This is a genomic window from Paenibacillus sp. FSL M7-1414, assembly GCF_038003195.1.
GTDB lineage: Bacteria > Bacillota > Bacilli > Paenibacillales > Paenibacillaceae > Paenibacillus > Paenibacillus amylolyticus.
This window is the reverse complement of the sequence record NZ_JBBOOS010000001.1, coordinates 246,458-267,220: the sequence shown is the minus strand read 5'-3', so window position 1 is coordinate 267,220 and position 20,763 is coordinate 246,458. Positions and strand designations below refer to the sequence as shown.

Genomic DNA, 20,763 nt, shown 5'->3' with positions numbered 1-20,763 from the left:
TCATATCTCTCATTGAATCATTGCCAGATGCTCTGCGATCGGTCCAAGGGCAAGCGACGGGAAGAACGTAAGCGCACCGACTACAATGATCATCATGACCAAAATGCCAGCAAACAGAGGTGTGTGTGTCCGCAACGTGCCCGTAGTTACAGGCACAACCCGTTTGGTGGCGAGTGAACCCGCAATAGCCAGCATGGCGATCATCGAAACGTACCTTCCCAGCAGCATAACGATACCAATTGCAATGTTGTAAAAGTCTGTATTGGCATTTAGTCCGGCAAAGGCCGATCCATTATTGGCTGCACCCGAGGCAAAAGCATAGAGAACTTCGGTCAGGCCATGCATGCCCCCGTTCGAGATGGACGCAATGGCTTCGGGCCGCATAAGCGCGATTGCCGTTGGCCCCAGAATAATCAAAGGATGAATGAGCAAGGCGATGGATGCGAGCTTTACCTCTTTGCCCTCGATTTTTTTGCCCAGAAACTCAGGTGTTCGTCCCACCATTAATCCACAGATAAACACAGCCAGAATCACATACAGCAGTCCGTTGATCAGCCCTACTCCTTTGCCCCCAAACACGTTATTGAGCATCATCTGAGCCAGTGATACCATGCCTCCAAGTGGAGTGAGCGACTCGTGCATATTATTGACCGATCCTGTTGTAGCCGCTGTCGTGACTGCCGTGAATAAAGCCGATTCGGGTATGCCGAACCTGACCTCTTTTCCCTCCATATTTCCCTGCAGACCTACTGCATCCAGTGCATGTACACCGTGATATTCGGAGACAAATATGGTGGTCAACATCACAAGGAAAAGAAAACTCATCGCTGCGAACAAGGCCCAACCCTGCTTCCGGTTATTGACCATCAAGCCGAAGGCGTATACCAGTGCAGTGGGTAACAGCATCATACAGACGATATGCACCAGATTGCTAAGGGCCGTCGGATTCTCGAATGGATGTGCAGCATTGGTTCCAAACCAGCCCCCACCGTTGGTGCCAATGTGTTTGATCGACTCCAGTGAAGCGACCAGTCCACGTGTGATCGTCTGCTGTCCACCTTCTAGCGTGGTTGCGTTAACCGCTCCCGCAAGCGTCTGAGGCACCCCCTGGAATACAAGGAACAAGGCTACGATGAAGCTCAGCGGTAAAAAAATCCTCGTAATCGACCGTACAAGATCGACGTAAAAGTTCCCCAGTTCATCCCGGCGGCCTATCAGCCCGCGAATGAACGCAATAGCCACCGCGAATCCGGTCGCTGCCGACGTAAACATCGGAAACGTCACGGCCAGCATCTGTGACAGATACGACAAGGCATTCTCGCCCGTATACGACTGCCAGTTCGTGTTGGTCATGAAGGATACGGCCGTATTAAATGCCTGCGCCGCTGGCATATTGCCGATTCCATCCGGATTGAGCGGTAAATATTTTTGCAGCCGCAGCACCAGAAACATCAATACCAACATTACAAAGTTGGAGAGGAGAACGGCCGTGAGGTACTGTTTCCACCCCATGGACTCGTTCTCCCGTACCCCCATCACTCGATAGAGCAGTCGCTCCGGCCCGCCAAAAACCCGATTCAGCCCCGTTCGCTGTCCATCAAACACGTTCACTATATATTTTCCCACCGGTTTCACCAGCAGCAGGATGATCAGCAGCGTCACCGCTACTTGCACTACACCGATACCCATATCCACATTTCCTCCCTATTCGACGTTCCCTTGTTCCTGCATTACGCACATTGTCAGTATCAGAATTTCTCCGGCTTCACCAGCACATAACCGAGATAAATCACCAGTGCGAGCACAATCATACCGATGACGATCATTTGGCATCCCCCTCTCTACCCTCAAGCCTTCTCGCAGAATTTCACGAATCCCCAAAACACCGCAAACAGCAGCACAACCAATCCAATCATCGTGGCATCATTCACCATGTGCCCTTCCTCCCTCTCTCTACCGTTCTCTGCACCTGCTACGTGTAAAATCGTAATACGAAACGCTGTAAAAAAGGGGTAAAGAAATGCCGCCACAGGTGTAAAAAAAACGTAAAAAAGACCCGATCTCCTCAGCAATGGGCTGAAAAGAACGGGTCTATGAAGGTGTGTTATTCATCCAAATGGATTCTGTGCCCACTGCAATAATCTCTTCTTCGTGATTTTGCCATGGGAGGTATGATGGACGACTTTTCCCTGATCGAGCAGAAGTACCTGTGGTGACTCATGGTGAACCTCTGTCTCTTCCGCAATGTGACGGGACAACGAGCGATTTTCAATCACTTTGACGATGCGGTAGTCCATAGGTTGTTTGGGATCTGATGCATGGGTGCCTACAAACGCCATAAACTCTCTGTACGCTCTCGCACTGGTTGGACAAGTCGTGCTGTGTTTCAGGATAAGCACCGGATGATCCTGCGAGCAATGCAGCGCGTCTTCCCAGTCATCTGGTTTGTGCAATTCCCGGACATGCTCGCTGAGCATATGTTCCGAGTCTGACCCCGCACGTTTGCTAACCACCGAACCAATCACAATGCCAAGCGCCAAACCAAAAGCAATCCCGAGTCCAAGCTGCTTCGTAGCCGTACCAATGCTGACTCCCATGGCAACACCTATAGCAAGCCATACAGCTTGATGATTTACTTTTTTCTTCATGTAGATCTTCCCTTCCTGAAATATGTATATCAAGGCAACCTACCCACCTTACATTCTGATCAAATTATAGCATAGGCCTCTGTTAGCAGGCGTTGATAATCTTCATCTCCGAGTACAGATTTCAGCGTTTCGATTTATGCAAAATGCTCATTTGTGATACACTGGTTGTAATTTGGAAACGATGAACATGAAGAATGGATTGGAAGGGCGGAAATTCCATATGACATACGCATTTATGATTGAACCGCAGGATTTTATTGCGCTGGATAACGAAGATGAACTGATTGAGAAATGTCAGGAGTGGGGCCTGCTTTCTGGTAAAGCGACCAAACTCAAAACGTTCTATTATAAAGGAAACGGATTAAACATGCCGTGCACCATCATTGGATTTGTCGATCACATGGCAGCCGTTATTCAACTGGATAATGGACAAAAGCATTGTATTCACCCGTCTTATCTGAAGGAAATGCAAGCGTCCAGTTACAGTGCCAGAAGCATAAGTAATGCCGGTTCAGATCGAAGCACAGAACCGACAACTTCGGATACAGTCGTACCAGTTACCCCTGCTGAACTTACGCAAACTCCAGATGCCTTGGTTAACCTGGATGAAATTCCGGTGGATCTGGATGATTCAGACGATACGGACACAGATGAATTCTCCTCTGGGCTGAAGGGTGATCCAGATGGGCTAGTAGAAGAGTATGTTGGACCTCAGTCTGGGGCAGCCAGTGATGCCAAACCTAAAGCCAAAACAGCGAGCAAAGCCAAGAGCCTCAAGATTGATCTGCCAGAAGGTAAAGTGAAGATGAGTGCCGTTGTCAAAGAGTTCACCACCGTACCGAATCACTTCTCTGACAATGACGACGAAGTCATCATCTATGAAGCAGTTACCATTACGGAGCCAGACGTCATTGATGTTGGGGAAGCCTGGTCTAGCCACAGTGCCACCGTTAAGAAACAGGAACTGGAAGTGGGCGACGTTATCACGTTTGAAGCGAAAATTATCAAGAAGAAGCTGACACGTAACCCGGTTCCCTATAAAATCAACAATCCTTCCAAGATTCAGAAGGAAGACTAATCACGAGTCATTACAAAAAAAAGCAAAAAACCTCCACAACTGCTCAAAGCAGACCGCGGAGGTTTTTGCCATTTGAAGTTTATATTAGTGAAGAGTACACTCTTAAGCTTGTCCCGGCGTAGCACTGATCTGAAACTGTACGCCAAACTTATCGACAACCGAACCGTAGGCTGGACTCCAGAACGTTTCTTGTATCGGCATTTTCACTTCGCCACCGTCTTGCAACTGGTTGAAAATCGCTTTGGCTTCATCCGTCGTATCCGTGTTCACAGTAACCGTAACATGATTACCTACAGTGTACGGCATACCTGGAAACGTATCAGACAACATTAATACCGAGCTGCCAATCTGCAAAGAAGCATGCATAATACGGTCTTTCGCTTCTGGCGGGATGGGGTGATTCGGGTCAGATGGACCGTCGCCAAATGTTTGAAGCGCGAGCACTTCGGCTCCAAATGCCTTTTGATAAAAATCTACCGCTTCACGTCCATTACCGTCTGTAACCAGATACACATTCAAGCTGATCGACATGCGTTCTTCATCTCCTTGGGCTCTTGTAATTATACGATTCACGCCACTTGCGACATGAGTATATATGAACAGGTTGTCCTTTGACAAGCGTATATTTCTGCACTCATCACTGCGGACCTTTACACGATTAGGGTTACCAACATATTCTTAATCCATCCCTCTCCCACTACTTCTTGCGCCTGCGTATATAATAGAGAGCAGTGATCAGAACACCCGGAACCAGTGCTGCAAAACTGGCATAGATCAGACACCATTTCAACAGGGTACATATCGGAGTGAGTTCAGCAAGCACAGGCGTACGTTCAGGATAACGATACATGATCAGGGACGCACCTATATTTTCAAGCATGTCCATAACCCAACCTAAGACCGGAACCAGATTCACCCAGCGCCAGCGACTCTTTACCGGAAGCACACGATAGAGTATCGATAACAGAACAACTAAGAGGGACAGATAGGCCAAGGGCCATATGAGGTCAAATGTGAATCGTGCTTGAATATAGGCGCTCCGCCCTGCTTCACCATACTGCTCAGCCATCTGATAAAGATCATCCGCAGTGTACAGAAAAGAGGAATCCGGGGACTGTCCACCACCTGTGGCCTCCTCCGACTTTGCCGCCTGCCAGGGCAGAATGAATGCAATAAAACAGGCAAAAACAACAATCGCAGCTGCAACCCATTTCCAATTCACCCGCTGATAGAACCAACCTGACACTTTATTCAGCACGTTCTGTCCCCTTTCAGATAAAAAAAAGACCACTCTCCCGAATCCTATCGGTAAAATGGTTGTGTTCAATCCTATGAAGTTATCGAGCTTGAACGATGTTATCTATTTCACTTTTCAATAAGAGGTATCGGTGAACACTTCTCATGATCGGGACCTTCGTTAGTTTGTTCTTGTCCACGTACAGTTTCATCTGGTCTTTGGTCAAACCAAGCAAACTTCCAGCTTCCGATACCGTCAATACTACCTCTGGGTTCGTAGCATTAAACGTCCTCTTTACTTTCTGATTCCAGTCCTCGAATACCTGCATAGATCAGTGACATCTCCTATCCATAGCCAGTTATTATCAGGCTGAATATATCCAGTATACCACACTTGTGCTGCTCGTAACTTAATCCTTGCGCAGAACCATATTCTGATAGGCATATTTCCTGCTTGACCCTGACGTTAACTCGAGGGTTTATACTGGCTTCAGGAGGGGATTAGCATGAGTATGTCAACTGAACATGTAACCAAGAAACAACGCAGCAGTGGAATAGCCATTATTGGGATGAGTTGGTTGACGATGACATTGGGTCTGTTTTTTGCTACACTCGCAGGGGAGTTTGTCAGCACTATTGGTGCTGCTGAATGGATGGTTCATCTCACCCAAGCTGTTGTCATTATTAGTATCGTCTTGCCCGTACTATTCGTCATTCGAAGACACTTCCATATGAAGTCCGTTCTTCTTCCTCTGACAGGAAAAAGCATAATTCACTTGCTCTTTGGCGCATTATTTGCCACTTCTCTGGCCTTCATCGGGTTAGCGATAGCCAGTATGAACAACTGGATTACGATTACGGAGTGGCACTTCTCAGCCGAGTTCTTGCTTGCTGTTGCACTTAATAGTTGTATTGCTTTCTTGTACGAAGCTTTGCCAGAGGAACTATCCATGCGAGGCATGGTCTATGATGGATTACGCCTCAGACTGCGACTTCCTGTGTTTTTCGCTTATGTAACTCAAATCATACTCTTTCTGCTGGTTCCGATGAGTGTCAGCCTATTGCAAGAGCTCGTCGGTATGGATGCCGGAAACCGGATAACCTTGGATTATATGATCCTACTCTTGACCTATGGAATTACGTTACAGCTTCTGCGCAGTTTGACCGGTTCTCTATGGGCCTCCATCGGATTTCATGTCGCTTACCTGGAAGTAGCCCGATTCGTTGTTATGCCAGGTGATAGACCGGCATTGTTAAGCTATACCGCGCAAGATAATGGGTTGGCCGAAATATTTATTTTGTATATGATGATAATCTTCGTCGGTGGGATCATTCTGGCGGTGCTCAATGCATGGCGCTGGTGGAGAATACATAAATCATGAGGGAGGGATCTGCTGTTGTATACCGTTGGACAACTATCCAAACATACCGGAGTATCCATCCGAACACTTCATTATTATGAAAAGCTGGGTTTACTGCGACCGGCCCGTAATGAGAACAATCAGTATCGCTTATATGGTGAAAAGGATATTTTACGGCTTCAGCAGATTACCATTCTGAAGAAAATGCATTTTAAATTGAATGAGATTGGAGAATTCCTCGATCAGGATGCTGCTCGCTCTGAACCAGAGAGTACCCTTACTTTATGGAATAATACGTTGGAACAACAATTGGCCGTCGTTAAGGAACAGCAGGAGAGATTAGGCAAGGTCGAGCATCTTCTTTTTTCAACCATATATGCCATCAGAGCCTCCGGTACAATCAGTCTGGATGAGATGTTGGGTTTCATCCGTGAACTGGATCAACCTCCGGGCAAGTTCCGTCAAGATGTTTTTACACCTGAAGAAATGGAATCGTTACCTCTGAATAATCAGAACAATTCAATATCCATGGAATGGGCTGATATTCTTAAAGATGTTCATACATGCAAAATGGAACCTCCGGATTCCGAAGCCTCACGGTTACTGGCCATCCGAATCTCTGATTATGCTGAAAGGGCTTTTCAAGGGAATGCAGAATTGGCAGAAAAATATTGGGATTATATCACCCCAGGGGATGATCGGTCAGCTCGTGTATATGGTATGACAACGGAAACCATGCGTTACATCGAAATGATCCTGGACCGATGGACAGTCCAGAATCCTAATGATCAACAATAAGAGCCACTTCGAAAAGTGGCCCTTGATCCATTCCCTTATTATGTTTCATCATGCTTCGTTACGCCTCTTCCCAGAAGCGGCGCAAGTTGTCCATGGCGATTTTGGATGCGGATTTGCATTCCTCCATGCCTTCGAACTCCACCGTAATGTTGCCATCATAACCGGAGTCTTTGATCAGCTTTACAATTTTACGAATTGGAATGTCCCCATGTCCAACGATGGCACCTCTTAGGAAGTTACCGTAGGCTGTGGTGAACCATTCACCCTCACCCGGATGCTCATCATAAGGACGGAAGTAGAAATCTTTGAAGTGGACCAGAGAAGCGTACGGCAGATTTTTCATGACGCCGATGATCGGGTTCTCATCCACACACATGAAGTTGCCAATATCGAGTGTTGTTTTGAAGTTCGGACGATCGACAGCATGCAGCACACGCTGCACCCGGTCACTGGCCTGCACGCTGAAGCCGTGATTCTCAATAGTTGTCGTGATGCCAAACTGCGCGGCATAGTCCGCAATGATCTGGCTTCCTCGTACCATCAGCGGCAGATGTTCCTCGAACCAGGCGATGGTCATCTTCTCCTTTGGCAGGGTAAACGCCGTGACGTCATGCCGCATATGTTTTACACCCATCCGGTGTACGACATCCACATGTCTTTTGACCCGAGCCATCTCTTCTGCAAACGCCTCTTCCGTCTCCTGCACGAAGTTCGCTGGCAGCGAGTAGTTGGACAGTTCAATACCCGCAGACGCTGCCCGTTCCCGAATCGCATCCGCCAGATCGTGATTATCCTCCACGGTATAACCGTAAGGCACCATCTCCATATGCTCGCCGCCGTTCGCCGCAATCCAGTCGATCACATCCAGCACCGTCATCTCACCCGAATTCAAATCGTTCAACAAACTATACGTGCTCAGGCCCACTTTCATCTGCTCAGCTCCCTATCGATATTGTTGGATAAATTGAACCGCTTTGCGAATGTCCTGCTCCGGTTGATGGCCTACTTCACGTTCAATGGTCAGATAACCGGTGTAACCAATCTCCTGAAGCGCTGCAAAGTATCCATCAAAATCAACGCCACCCTCGCCCAGCGGCACCTCACGGAAGAAAGTCCCGGAAGAGACCATCTCGGCAATTTTATCGTGATCCATAGGGGCATAACCGACCGCTCCGTATACGTCTCGTGGGTCAACTTCCTTCAGCCGCACACCATCCTTCACATGGGTATGTACGATGTAATCCTTGAGCAGACGAACACCCTGCGCCGGATCATCTCCAGTCACCATCACCATATTCGCCGGGTCAAAATTCACTGATACTCCGTTGGTCGACAGCGTATCCAGGAATCCTTTCAAGTCAGCAGCCGTTTCCGGTCCTGTCTCAATGGCAAAGTATGCACCAACACTTTTGGCGTATTGACCCAGTTCCTCACAAGCAGCATGCAGCGTGGCATAAACTTCCGATGAAGGGTCATGTGGAACAATTCCGATATGTGTAGTGACAATGTTGGTGCCTAGATCGAGGGCCAGATCCACGATCCGCTTCGACTTCTCTACTTTCCACGGATTATCTTCCTTGACCTGAAACCCATGTCCGCCCAGGTCACCGACCAATGCTGAAATTTCAAGACCCAGAGAATCGATGTAACTCTTTAACTCTTTGCGCGCCGCAGGCGACAAATTTTCGGGGTCCATCTCTCCCTTGACGGCATAGATCTGCACACCTTCTGCACCTACGTCTTTGGCTTTGTTCAACCCTTCCCGTACACCTACGCCAAAGCTATCCACGATGACACCGATCTTATTCGTTAATTTCATGTCATACCTCCTGTGATTGAGTGAGTAACTCTACGTTCTCATGTAAATGTAAGGTTCGACTCATTACTGATATCAACAAGTTTCACCGACTTGATCTCATACGGTTTGAATGTCAGTTCGATTGTGCCGTTTGAACAAGCCAACGGATGGATCTCATCCTCTAACAAATTAATGATGGATGCCTTGATTTCCTTTTCAGCCCACTGAACCTGCACCGTTTCCCGACCTCCTGATGATTCGTAGAAACGCAGCACCGTTCCCGAGCCGTCTTCCGCAGCCTTAATGGCATCCAGAATGACATGCTCACTGTGGAACTGAACCCAAGCATGTTTAGCTGGCAAGTGACCGGAAGACTGACTCGCTGCCACAACTTCCACCGGATGATTCAGCTCCATCGCCCGGCGAACGACGGCAGCTTGTCGCCAATCGCCCTGGTGGGGCAGGATCGAATACGTGAATTCATGCTCGCCCTGATCGGCATGTTCATCCGGCCATTTCGGAGCACGAAGCAGAGACAGGCGGATCGTCCGATCCTTGATGTCATACCCGTACTTGCAATCATTCAGCAAACTCACACCGCTGTTGCCCTCCGAGATATCCGCCCAGCGATGCCCGCAGACCTCGAACTGCGCCTGCTCCCAACTGGTGTTGTTATGGGTTGGACGCTCCAACGCTCCAAACGGGATTTCATAGGCTGCTTTGGCTGCCACCAGATCCACTGGAAAGGCCACCTTGAGCAGCTTATGGCTCTCATTCCAGTTCACTTTCGTATGGAAATCAACACGCCGCTGGTGGCGATGCAAAATGATATCCTGGCTGATCTCCGACTGATTCAGCTTCCATACAAAACGCAGTACATCTCGCGTAGCCCCGCGCTGTACAACCTCTCTGGAGATCAACTGCACCGCACCTGCTCGCTGGGATTCAAATCGTGGATCGATATCCCATGCATCCCAGTACGTCGGTTTGTCGTGGAAAAACTGCCACTCATTCGCCCGATCACCAGGCTTCAGCCAGTCACGTCCTACCGTTTTGTCATACCATCGAGTGATCTCTCCCAAGTCATTAAACTCAAGCGTGTAAAATTCAGTTTCCCACGTGGAAGGGAAGGATTTTTCTTCCCTTACTGGAAGGATAACATCCGATGCTTCGCGCAGCCATATGGTTGTATACCCAAAAGCAGGAATCGATGGAACATGCACGAGTAGCGTATACTTGTCTTCCTTTTGTTCGAGATCATAGGTCAAACGGTTACCTTGACGATCGAATGCAGCCACCTTGGTGAGGTAAGCATCCCCTGTAATAGTGATATTTTCTCCACGTTCCCAGCAGAGGCTGTTGAATATAATGTAGGGGAGACCATCAACTTCATCTGTTGCAATGTTCTCCGCAAGGGTATCCAGCGTTTCCCGTAGTGCGGATGTACCCAGTGCAAATACCTTCGTGTACTCCTCGGTGGACGTTACGTATACTTCAGGAATCGACGTTCCCGGAATAATGTCATGGAATTGGTTGAGCATAATCAACTTCCAGCCTTCATCCAGATCATTCTTCGTGTGCGCGCTGTAAGCCCCGGCAAATTGCCCCCAGATTTCCGCTTCCCGATATAATACCTCTGCCTTACGGTTGCTACGTTTGTTCCTCGCATGAGTTGTATACGTTCCGCGATGCAGTTCCAGATACAAGTCCCCGTGCCACTTTGGCAACGTCGGATGATTCAACGATATGTCTTCAAAAAAAGCACCAGCCGTGCTGAATTTGCTGATCGGCTGTCCAACCATCAAATGGGATCGCTCCGCAAACTCCACCATTTCATTCGTCACCCCGCCGCCACCATCGCCATGTCCGTAAAGCAACATTTGCTCAGGGTGCACATCCTTTTGTTTAAATGATTGCCAATGTTCATCCACATCTTTGGGACGCGTATGCTCATTCACGCCATGATTCAGATACGCAAGCACGGAAGTGCCATCAATGCCTACCCAGTCGAAGAGGTCATAAGGAAACGCATTGGTATCATTCCAATTCAGCTTGGTGGTCATAAAATAAGGGATATTCGCGAGCTTCAGCATCTGCGGCAAAGAAGCACAGTAGCCAAAGGTATCCGGTAGCCACTCAATGTTGGAGCGCTTGCCAAACTCCGCCTGGTAGAAGTTCTGTCCATACAGAATCTGCCGAACCAACGATTCTCCACTCGGAATATTCAGATCCGGCTCCACCCACATGCCTCCAACCAATTCCCAGCGTCCTTCGGCAATGCGCGCTTTAACTCGCTCGTACAGCTCCGGGTAATGATCCTTCACGAAGGCATACAATTGCGGCTGGCTCTGGGAATACACAAAATCCGGGTACGTGTCCATCAACGTACACATGGTCGAAAATGTGCGACTGGACTTGCGAACTGTCTCACGTACAGGCCACAGCCAGGCTATATCAATGTGGGATTGTCCAACCAGATGCATGAAGCCACTTCGATATTCTTCGGGGTCTTCCTGCTGTACCGACTGTGCTAATGCATATTCGAAGTTCTGTATCCAGGCTGCATCACTCCAGCGTTCCGGGTCATTGTACATGTTATCCATCACCTGATAAATAGCCTGAACAAGTGCCATCCGCTTGGGCTCCTTCTCGTTATATGCCCGGAGCGACTCGGCGAGTACCGTAACGCTGTACATCAGGCTCTGCAGTGGCTGATTAACATGAACCAATGCTGCCCGAATGCCCTGAATAGGCGGCTGAATAACAGCTTGTCGGTTGAGTGGGTCATGCGGCTCTGGAATCGGATCATAGAGTTCAATCTCCAACTGTGGCGTATTTCCTACCCGACTTCTCGGAAGGGGGACGAACCCATGATTTCGGTCCAGTCCGTGATACGGCATGCCTTTCACCTTCAGCAGCCCTTCTCCTCCAGCCTCGAAGATCAGCCCAACAGCCTGATCCTGCCATTCCGCCGGAATCTCCACACGTTTGCTCAGAAAATACGTCGTTCCATGTACGCTGTTCAGCGGATTCAAGTTTTGCACTGCCTTGTGGGACTGCTCATCTTCATTTACTTCTGCCTGTTCGTACTCGTATTCCCCTGGCCGAATGTATCTGGCCCTCTGCATCTCCCACGCCGGAAGCTCTATCGTATCCAGCCATTGCCGCTGCTTCAGATCTTCGATGAATCGCTGAATTCGAATCATACCTCCACCCCCACCTTCTGGATCTGCAGACTGCAAGTAGTCCAATCAGCCGAATTGCGGCCAACCATGAGCCTGAATTCACCCGGTTCTACGACAGACTGGAGACGAGAGTCGATCAGTGCGAGATGTTCTTTTTGCACAGGGAATGTAACGGTCTGGGTCTGTCCTGGCTCCAGATGGATCTTACGAAAACCTTTCAGTGACATTTCAGCCCGCGTGACCGAAGCTGATACATCTGTGATATACAACTGCACAACCTCGCTTCCCGATACCGCTCCAGTATTGGTGACTTCAACCATCACCTGTGCTTCATCATCCGGGCCGATGACTTCTGGCATTACTCTTACATTCTCGTATTTGAATTCGGTGTAGCTCAGTCCATATCCAAACGGATACTGCGGCGCCAGATCCATCTCCAGATACCGCTTGCCACGAGTGCGTTTGGCATGATAGTAGACCGGAAGTTGCCCAACATGCTTGGGAATGGAAACCGTAAGACGACCAGATGGATTCACGTCGCCAAACAGAATATCCGCAATCGCGTTACCACCTTCCTGTCCGGGGTACCACGCTTCCACAATGGCATGGACATGCTCATCAATCCAAGGTTCAGCAATGGGGCGGCCGTTAATATACACCACGATAACGGGTTTCCCCAGCTTATGTACCTCCTGCACCAGCTCCAATTGAACACCCATGAGATTCAAAGATGCCCGGTCAATGCCCTCACCGCACTCCATATCGTTCCATGGATCATCGGTTACCACAGACGCACCTGTCCGCAAGTCGATCGTACCTTCACCAAAATCGCGGGCGCTGGAACCACCCATCACCATCACGATGACATCGGCCTGTTCCGCACAGGCGAGTGCTTGTGCAAAGCCCTCTCTGGAATCGCCTTTAATCCGGCAGCCGGGTGCGTACAGCACCTGACCCGAATCCGCACCAAGCTTGCGTATAATGCCATCCAGTACGGTGACGATCTGCTCTCTCGGCTGTGGCGAGGTATAGTCTCCAAGCTGGTTATAGATATGGTTCGCGTTCGGACCAATGACAGCTAGCTTTGGACCTGTTTTGGCAAGCGGAAGAGTATTTCCCTCATTTTTCAGTAAAACAATCCCCTCTTGTGCAACTTCCCTCGCCAGCTGTGTATGGTCTTCACATCCGATGACCTGTTCTGCAAAGTCAGGATCTACGAAAGGTTGTTCAAACAGACCAAGTCTGAATTTCATCTCCAGCACTCGCCACACAGCCAAGTCCAGATCCTTCTCTTCGATCATTCCCTGCTCCAACGCCTGACCGAGATGTTTGCGGTACATGTACCCGGACATCTCCATATCCACTCCTGCTTGAAGGGACTGTGCCACCGCCTGCTCCCCGTTCTCGGCGGTGTTATGTCCATGGACCAGCATCTGAATAGCACCAAAATCAGTAATGACAAATCCATCAAAACCCCACTGCTCCCGCAGAAGATCATTCAGCAGATACGTGCTGGACGTGCAGGGTACGCCATCAATCTCGTTATATGCGGTCATCACGGAGCAAGCCCCGGCTTCCACTGCCTTTTTGAACGGCAACAGATCTATTTCATGTAATTCACGTAAGCCCATATGAACTGGAGCAGCATTGCGCCCACCCTCCGAGCTGCCATAAGCCGCAAAATGCTTAAGTGTAGCGACAATCGTCTGGTTGGAATCAAGGCGGTCACCCTGCAGTCCCTTCATCGCTTCTACTGCAAATTCACCGATTAAGTAGGGATCTTCGGCAAAACATTCCTCCGTCCGTCCCCATCTCGGGTCACGTACGACATCAAGCACCGGGGAATACGTTGCCGCTCCCCCCTGACTCCGGGTCTCCACAGCGATGGCTTCACACATCTTGCGGTATAACTCCATATTCCACGTACTTCCCACCATTAACGGTACCGGAAAAACTGTTGCCCCGATCGCCATATGCCCGTGGGAACACTCTTCCCCAAACAAAATGGGTATGCCCAGCCGGGAATGCTCCATGGCATACTGCTGAATGACATTTGTGGCAACGGCTCCCTGCCGTGGAGTAAGCCCCGTTTCCAGTGTCACTTCGGTCCATGGATCGGCCCGAAGCACACCGTACAGAGAACCGACACCCCCCTGTTCCATGTACGCTTTGAACTCTTCCGTCACCTGTACTGTACCATCAGGTGCTTTATCATACGTCTTCCACCCCATCGGCTGAATGAGTTGTCCAATCTTCTCTGCCGTTGTCATCCGTCCGATCAGATCCTGAACCCGTTCCTGAATGGGAAGCGAAGCATCTTTATAGTCCATATGCACATTCTCCTTATGCGTTCGGAATTAGTTAGGCGCATGCACTCACATGGCTTTGCGGTAGTCACTTGGTGCCACACCCACCACGTTTTTGAAAGCCCGGTTGAAGGAATTATAGTTCGTGTATCCCACTTCCTCACTGATCTCCTGAATAGCCTTATCGGTCTCCTGCATGAGCAGCTTGGCTTTTTCGATGCGATGACTAATGAGCAGATCCACAAACTTCTCCCCAATCTCATCCTTGAAAAGCTTACTCAGATACTTCGGATTAATATCGAATAGATCACTAAGGTAGTTCAGTGACAGATCAGGATTGTTGTAATGCTCTTCGATGTATTTGCGAATCTCCAGAATATGTGATCTGTGTTTTCGGGAACAATGCAGCGTCTGCATCTGCAACGCCAGTTCTCTGAACCCTTCCCAGCACAGCTCACGCAGATCGTCTAACGTCTCCCAGCCCTCCAGCCTTGGAAGAAGTGGGGTGAATATAGCGGCCCATGACTCCTGATACTCTCGTGGAAGTTCGGCGAATTCCCGATTGTAATGTTGAAATAACAATTGGATCGTATTCATAATCTCCTGACGGGACAGAACGGACTCACTGATTTGTTCAAACAGTCTCTCAAAATGCTTTTCCCAGACATCGTCCGACAAGCGCATCGCCTGTACCAGCAGCGAGATGGTTTTCAGAAACTCATACACATCATTGGTCGAATTCGGCACATCGCTACACGGAATGATACGGTTTATCCCCAGTACAGCCTTGTACTCCAGCGCGTGCACAGCTTCTTTCAACGAAGCTCTCAGCCCCCGAATATCGACAGCAACCCGACCAACACCAATGGTCACGGTGAAGTTCAGATACTGATCGATTCTTTCCAGATAACCAGCAAGCAATCGATGCTCGGTCTCCTCAGCCTGTTCCATTGCCGGAATCCAGAGGATGGCGTACAGACGCTGATCGGAGATCCATTCAGCCCATACTTCCGTTCCTTCATGACGCGCACTCTCCTGCAGGATACTGGATAACACAAATTTCAGGAGGGATTGGTCCTGATCATGATACTCCGTCACAAATGCATCATACCGATCCATTTCAACTACCATGACGGCCCAACGGTGCTCCAGCTCAGGCAGTTTGAACTTCTTCATTTCCGCTGTCAGCTCCGTGCTCGTAAAGTCTCGTGTGCCCTCCAGCAACTCCTGAAAGAACATTTTTTTCTGCAAAATCAGATTCTCTTCATGCTCCTCCTGATATTGTCTCGTCTGATCAATCATGCGTTCCAACGTTGTATGGATGAATCGGAATTCATTCTCTTTGCCATAGTTGAGCCCCGATTGCTTCTGCGAAGAGACGGTCTGAATTAACGTGACAATCTGCTGAATCGGCTTGTAGTTTCTGCGGGTAACATAGATCACCCACACCACACCAATCAACACAACCACTACAGCAAAGGCAAACCAGATATTATAAAATTGCAGCGTCCACTTGACGATTTTTCCATTGTTGAGACCTGACTGCACCTTCCAACCGCTATAACTCGACGTAAATTCGGAGAAGACTTCTCCCGACGTGGTTTTAGTAGAAGCTGCAACCCCTCCTGGCATGCTGCTATCCCACAGATTGCCGCCCGAACGGTTGAAGATGTTCACAAACGTAAATTCCGGATCATACATCTGCATAATGGATTTTCTCAGGGTACTCAGGTCCACGTTTGTGACCACAAGTCCTTTGCCGTTTCCTACACTGCGCACAATCGTAATCACTTGCTCAGTCGCTTGCGATGGAAAAGCCCGGAACGCTCGTGCCCCTGCCCACTTCTGTTCATCCCTTGACCGGCTATCTGCAATAAAGTCTGCATCCGGGAACTCTTCAATCGGAACAGCCTTCCCGTTACTGAAGACCGTGCCATCCCCGTATCGAACGAGATAAATCGAATCAATCAGCGGATACTCTATTTTCAATTCATCAACCACCTGGACCGCCTGAATGCCGGCATACACATCATCGCTGCCAGATACCGAGAAATAATTCTTCAAGTTAGGGTTGGTCAAAATCTCACGCAGTACCTTGAAGTCGATGGAACGCAGGGAGTTGTCCAGATATTGCGTAACCTGAGAGGCCAGAAATTCATTGGCCTTAAGCGCTTCTCTACGGTTCTGTTCATTGAATACTTGAAAGAAAATAAAGAATAGAATGGTCGTCACAATAAAGAAAACAGGCAGATACGATAACAGCAAACGTCTAAACCAATTGTTGTTCATCTCCGAGATCCCCCCACCATTACTGTTCATGCTGAATGACGACAAACATCTGTGCTGATCGCTAATTTTCCATAAATATTCAGTACATTATATCGGATGACGTGGGGTTGTCATAGGAGAAGACCGTCCCGGTCACGGGTGACAGACGGGACAGCCTCTATATTGAATCCTTCAATTATTGATTCTTCTCAATGGCACGCTGGTAGATCTCAAGGTAATTACTCAGTCCGAGACCATCAAAGCCTTTGACATACGAATCCCATTCCTTATCAATGCTCTTGCTGCCAATAATGAACTGTGCCATATTCGTCTGTACATAATCCTTGATGGCCGTAGTCAGTTGTGCGGCTGATTCCGTATCCTCTGGACGAATAAATACGTTCGCAGGGTATACTTCTTTGGGTGCATAAGGTTCATACACATTGGTAGCTTGAGCCAGACGTGTACCATAACCCTCTGCTTCTAAAGGATTCTGTCCTTCCGCAAACAGATTACGGAACGTGTTGGACAAGTCATGTGCTCCGATCTGTGACCAACTCTCGTTCACAACAACGTTTGGATCACGCTCAGGCAGGTTGTAGTAGCTGTATTTGGCCGGCTCGCCATTGATGTTTTTCTCATCGGCATCTGCCTTCTTCCAGCCCTTGCCTTCAGTTGGTCCATACTCCGCGTACAGCGCACCTTCTTCACTGAACATGTAGTCTACGATCTTGATGGCGGCAATCTGCTGTGCTTCTGTCGCTTTGTTCGTGATGGCAAACTCAAACTCACCTACGCTCTGCGTGGCGCCTGTCGTCTGCACTCCATCTGGTCCTTTCAATGGAGGAACGATCTCCCAGTGCTGGTGACGGGTGATATCTTTGTCATAAGTATTCACGAGATAACTGACCAGCGCCGTTGTAATGGAGCCGACCACTTCATCGCCTTCCTTGTTCCCCAGCTGTCCAATCGCCTGATCATTCTGTGTAAAGGAAGCCGGATCAATCAAGCCATCTGCATAGAGCTTGTTCATGTACTCCAGCCCTTTCTTCCAGCCTTCCTGATTGGCGGCAAAACTCACCTTGCCATCGTTCACAATCAGATATTTGTCGTTGTCATTGTATATAAAGCTATTCATCAGGTAGGCATCAATGTTGCCATTCCATACATACTTGTTCGGTGCGCCTGTAAGTGGAATCTCGTCCGCTTTCCCGTTACCGTTTGGATCTTGTGTCTTAAACGCCTTCAGAACGGTATACAGTTCATCAGTTGTGGTTGGCATTTTCAGAGCCAGATTATCGAGCCATTCCGTGTTGATCCAGTATTTCTGTGCATACGTACAGTGGTAACATTCATTGAAGATAGGCAGCGCATAGATGTTACCGTCCGGTGCCGTAATGGCTTCTTTGAAGTATGGTTTCTCTTCCATAATCTTGGTCAGATTCGGACCATACTTCTGAATCAGATCTTGTAGCGGAAGGAACACGCCCTGTTTTCCATAGGTTTGAAGGTCTGAGGTGGTGAACTTGCCGTGAAGAAATACTTCAGGATAATCACCACTAGCCAGCAGCAATTGTCTGCGATCCTGCAAGGCGTCCGTTGGGGCCAGATCCCATTTTAGGGTAACGTCGAACTTGTCTTCGATAAATTGGGTGAATTCATTCTCTTCCATGGACGCTTTGCCTTGCGGAGCAAAGAGGGTCATGGTTACAGGACCGCCGCTCTCCCCGCTACCATCGCTACTTCCACCCGACTCCTCAGATGAACTGCATGCGGACAACAAAGCCATCGAAGCAAAGACCAGAAACAACATCGAAATCCAAGATTTTCTCAATCTGACTCCTCCTTTTTGTTCATAACGGCAAATTATTGGCTTGTACTGCACGTTTATAAAATCGACCCCGGAAGCCGGCGTGTTCCTTCCACCTCCTTTCAAAAGGCAACCAGGCTTAACTCACAAGGATTAACCTTTGAGGGAACCCACCATGACCCCTTTAACAAAATGCTTCTGTACAAATGGATACATGATCAGAATTGGAATGCTCGCGACAACGATCAGTGCATATTTCAACACCTGCTCGAACCCTTGGTCCCGCATCTGTTGGCTGGTATTGGCAAGCATCGCCGGATCAGCCGCGTTCAGGATGAGTAGATTGCGAAGCACGTATTGCAGAGGGAACAACTTCTCGGAACGCAGGTAGATCAGTGCATCAAAGTACGCATTCCAGTGACCTACGGCATACATGAGTGTCATGACCGCCAGAATGGGCTTGGATAAGGGAAGAACTACGCTGATCAGATACCGGATATCCCGGCAACCATCCATTTCTGCGGCCTCTCCAAGCTCTTCCGGGATGGAAGACTGGAAGAACGTTCTCGCCACGATGACCTGGAATACTGCGAGCGCCCCGGGCAACCACATCGCCCAACGTGTATCCAGCAGGTGTAAGTCCTTCATCAGGAGGTAGGTGGGAATCAGACCACCATCAAAGAACATCGTGATCATCATGAAAATAATGATGGCCCCTCGTCCATAAAACGATTTTCGTGACAAAGGATACGCCAGCATGACGGTCAGCACCACGTTAATGAACGTACCCACCACGGTGTAGATGATCGTGTTATAAAAACCGAGCATAAGCTGTTGGCTTTTGAAAATGGAGATGTACGCCTTAATGTTAAAGTCTACCGGGAACAGCCACACCTGGCCGGATGTCACGGCTCGTGAAGAGCTGAACGAAGAACTGATGATATACAAGAGCGGGTAAAACACCGTTAGCAGTATGGCAAACAGAAAGATGTAGTTAAGTGTCATGAAAATGCGGTCACCGAGCGGGTCCTTGATCCGGTTACGATTAATCAGGTTGAACATGGATAAACTCCTCCTTTACCACAAGCTGTTCTGGGATACTTTGCGCGATATGCCGTTGACGATAACCAGCAGGATCAGGTTGATAATGGAGTTGAAGAACCCTACTGCCGAGGAGAAGCTGAAATTCGCTCCGATCAGACCCACCTTGTACACATACGTGGAGATGACCTCCGAAGCGCTTGTGTTGAGTGGATTCTGCATCAGGTATATTTTCTCGAAGCCCACGCCCATAATGCTGCCCAGACTCAGAATCAGCATGATAACGGTGACTGGAACGAGCGATGGCAGGTCGATGTGCCATATTTTCCGAAGCCTTGATGCGCCGTCCATCTTCGCTGCTTCATAGAGAGATGGATCAACACCAGCAAGAGCTGCGATATATATAATTGATGAATATCCCATGCCCTGCCACACACCTGACCAGACATAGATCGATTTGAAGTATTCCGGGATGCCCATGAAATTGGTCATCGGGAAGCCGAGCAGTGTGAACAGCTTGTCTACCACGCCCACATGTGGGGAGAGCATCAGAATGATAATGGATACCATGACAACGGTGGAGATAAAATGCGGAGCGTAAGTGACCATCTGCACGGTCTTCTTGAAGTAACCGGTTCGAATCTCATTCAGCGCCAGCGCCAGCAAGATGGGAATGGGGAAACCGGCAATTAAGGAATAAAAGCTGATGCCTATCGTGTTTTTGATTAACAGCCAGAAGTTTGGAGATTGGAAGAAGGCCTCAAAGTGTTTGAATCCGACCCACGGGCTTCCCCAGATTCCTTTGACCACACTGAAGTCCTTGAAGGCGATCTGGACACCCACCATAGGGATGTACTTGAAGATCAACAGATACAACACCGGGGGCAGCACGAGCAGGTAGAGCTCCCAGTGTTTCTTGAGGCTTTTGATGAATGGATGCTGCCGCTTGGGCTCCACATGTTTCCTCTGCTGGAGTTCCATCTTGGCGGGTATGCTTTCCGTAGCTCGACTCATTTGCGTCACTCCTTCTACACCTCAAGTGTAATAATACATTACATTTACATCCCTTATACATCCTTTTTTCTGTTCTCGCTTCCTTACTAAACATAAATGATGTAAACATTCATACCAGGTAGCGCTTTCTTAATTTGATAGTACATCGCACGGTAAACTTTTATCAATTTGCAATTTTCTCCGACTTCTCTTTATTCCACAAACCCTTGTGTGACAAGCG

The 20,763-nt window shown here is 48.7% G+C and carries 17 protein-coding genes; 3 read left to right on the top strand and 14 right to left on the bottom strand.

From position 1 onward, the window contains the following. Positions 1 to 9: 9 nt before the first annotated feature. The 3 genes from kdpA to ytxJ all read right to left on the bottom strand — a co-directional run bounded on the left by kdpA (position 10) and on the right by ytxJ (position 2,648). Positions 10 to 1,689 (bottom strand): potassium-transporting ATPase subunit KdpA, encoded by a 1,680-nt coding sequence (kdpA, locus tag MHH92_RS01235; RefSeq protein ID WP_445744658.1) that lies wholly within the window; start codon positions 1,687 to 1,689, stop codon positions 10 to 12. A 59-nt stretch (positions 1,690 to 1,748) separates the two neighbouring features. Next, entirely contained in the window at positions 1,749 to 1,811 is a 63-nt protein-coding gene (locus tag MHH92_RS30550; protein WP_353884092.1) for a potassium-transporting ATPase subunit F, read from the bottom strand. Positions 1,812 to 2,108: 297 nt separating this feature from the next. Further along, positions 2,109 to 2,648, bottom strand: coding sequence for a bacillithiol system redox-active protein YtxJ (gene ytxJ / locus MHH92_RS01230; protein ID WP_340027882.1), 540 nt, complete (start codon positions 2,646 to 2,648; stop codon positions 2,109 to 2,111). A gap of 220 nt (positions 2,649 to 2,868) precedes the next feature. Here ytxJ and MHH92_RS01225 point away from each other — a divergent pair, with 220 nt between their 5' ends. Then, entirely contained in the window at positions 2,869 to 3,726 is an 858-nt protein-coding gene (locus tag MHH92_RS01225) for a hypothetical protein (protein WP_340901618.1), read from the top strand. Between the two features lie 102 nt (positions 3,727 to 3,828). Here MHH92_RS01225 and MHH92_RS01220 read toward each other — a convergent pair whose 3' ends face one another. From MHH92_RS01220 to MHH92_RS01210, 3 genes are all read right to left on the bottom strand, one after another. Then, complete coding sequence (locus MHH92_RS01220) at positions 3,829 to 4,257, bottom strand: VOC family protein (protein ID WP_036616351.1); 429 nt, start codon at positions 4,255 to 4,257, stop codon at positions 3,829 to 3,831. Positions 4,258 to 4,423: 166 nt separating this feature from the next. Continuing rightward, a complete protein-coding gene (locus MHH92_RS01215; protein ID WP_253504928.1) occupies positions 4,424 to 4,984 on the bottom strand; it encodes a hypothetical protein in 561 nt (186 codons plus the stop codon). Between the two features lie 79 nt (positions 4,985 to 5,063). Beyond that, positions 5,064 to 5,291, bottom strand: coding sequence for a hypothetical protein (locus MHH92_RS01210; RefSeq protein ID WP_017691180.1), 228 nt, complete (start codon positions 5,289 to 5,291; stop codon positions 5,064 to 5,066). Between the two features lie 177 nt (positions 5,292 to 5,468). On the opposite strand from MHH92_RS01210, the gene MHH92_RS01205 reads away from it, so the two are divergent. Then, positions 5,469 to 6,344, top strand: a complete 876-nt coding sequence (locus tag MHH92_RS01205; protein ID WP_253504925.1) for a CPBP family glutamic-type intramembrane protease — start codon at positions 5,469 to 5,471, stop codon at positions 6,342 to 6,344. Between the two features lie 15 nt (positions 6,345 to 6,359). Continuing rightward, on the top strand, positions 6,360 to 7,121 hold the full coding sequence (locus MHH92_RS01200) for a MerR family transcriptional regulator (protein ID WP_253504922.1): 762 nt from the start codon (positions 6,360 to 6,362) through the stop codon (positions 7,119 to 7,121). A 58-nt stretch (positions 7,122 to 7,179) separates the two neighbouring features. Here MHH92_RS01200 and MHH92_RS01195 read toward each other — a convergent pair whose 3' ends face one another. From MHH92_RS01195 to MHH92_RS01160, 8 genes are all read right to left on the bottom strand, one after another. Beyond that, a complete protein-coding gene (locus MHH92_RS01195) occupies positions 7,180 to 8,052 on the bottom strand; it encodes a sugar phosphate isomerase/epimerase family protein (protein WP_253504919.1) in 873 nt (290 codons plus the stop codon). 12 nt (positions 8,053 to 8,064) lie between these two features. After that, positions 8,065 to 8,940 (bottom strand): sugar phosphate isomerase/epimerase family protein, encoded by an 876-nt coding sequence (locus MHH92_RS01190; protein ID WP_253504917.1) that lies wholly within the window; start codon positions 8,938 to 8,940, stop codon positions 8,065 to 8,067. A 38-nt stretch (positions 8,941 to 8,978) separates the two neighbouring features. After that, on the bottom strand, positions 8,979 to 12,125 hold the full coding sequence (locus MHH92_RS01185; RefSeq protein ID WP_340901617.1) for an alpha-mannosidase: 3,147 nt from the start codon (positions 12,123 to 12,125) through the stop codon (positions 8,979 to 8,981). Then, positions 12,122 to 14,434, bottom strand: coding sequence for a glycoside hydrolase family 3 N-terminal domain-containing protein (locus tag MHH92_RS01180; RefSeq protein WP_340901616.1), 2,313 nt, complete (start codon positions 14,432 to 14,434; stop codon positions 12,122 to 12,124). The genes MHH92_RS01185 and MHH92_RS01180 overlap by 4 nt, the downstream gene beginning before the upstream one ends. Positions 14,435 to 14,479: 45 nt before the next feature. Then, the gene (locus MHH92_RS01175; RefSeq protein ID WP_340901615.1) at positions 14,480 to 16,699 is read right to left on the bottom strand and encodes a helix-turn-helix domain-containing protein; all 2,220 of its coding nucleotides are present in this window, start codon (positions 16,697 to 16,699) and stop codon (positions 14,480 to 14,482) included. A 175-nt stretch (positions 16,700 to 16,874) separates the two neighbouring features. Further along, the gene (locus MHH92_RS01170) at positions 16,875 to 18,512 is read right to left on the bottom strand and encodes an ABC transporter substrate-binding protein (protein ID WP_051447422.1); all 1,638 of its coding nucleotides are present in this window, start codon (positions 18,510 to 18,512) and stop codon (positions 16,875 to 16,877) included. 129 nt (positions 18,513 to 18,641) lie between these two features. Then, on the bottom strand, positions 18,642 to 19,550 hold the full coding sequence (locus tag MHH92_RS01165; RefSeq protein WP_082763028.1) for a carbohydrate ABC transporter permease: 909 nt from the start codon (positions 19,548 to 19,550) through the stop codon (positions 18,642 to 18,644). Between the two features lie 15 nt (positions 19,551 to 19,565). Further along, positions 19,566 to 20,543 (bottom strand): ABC transporter permease, encoded by a 978-nt coding sequence (locus tag MHH92_RS01160; protein WP_074093076.1) that lies wholly within the window; start codon positions 20,541 to 20,543, stop codon positions 19,566 to 19,568. Positions 20,544 to 20,763 lie beyond the last annotated feature (220 nt).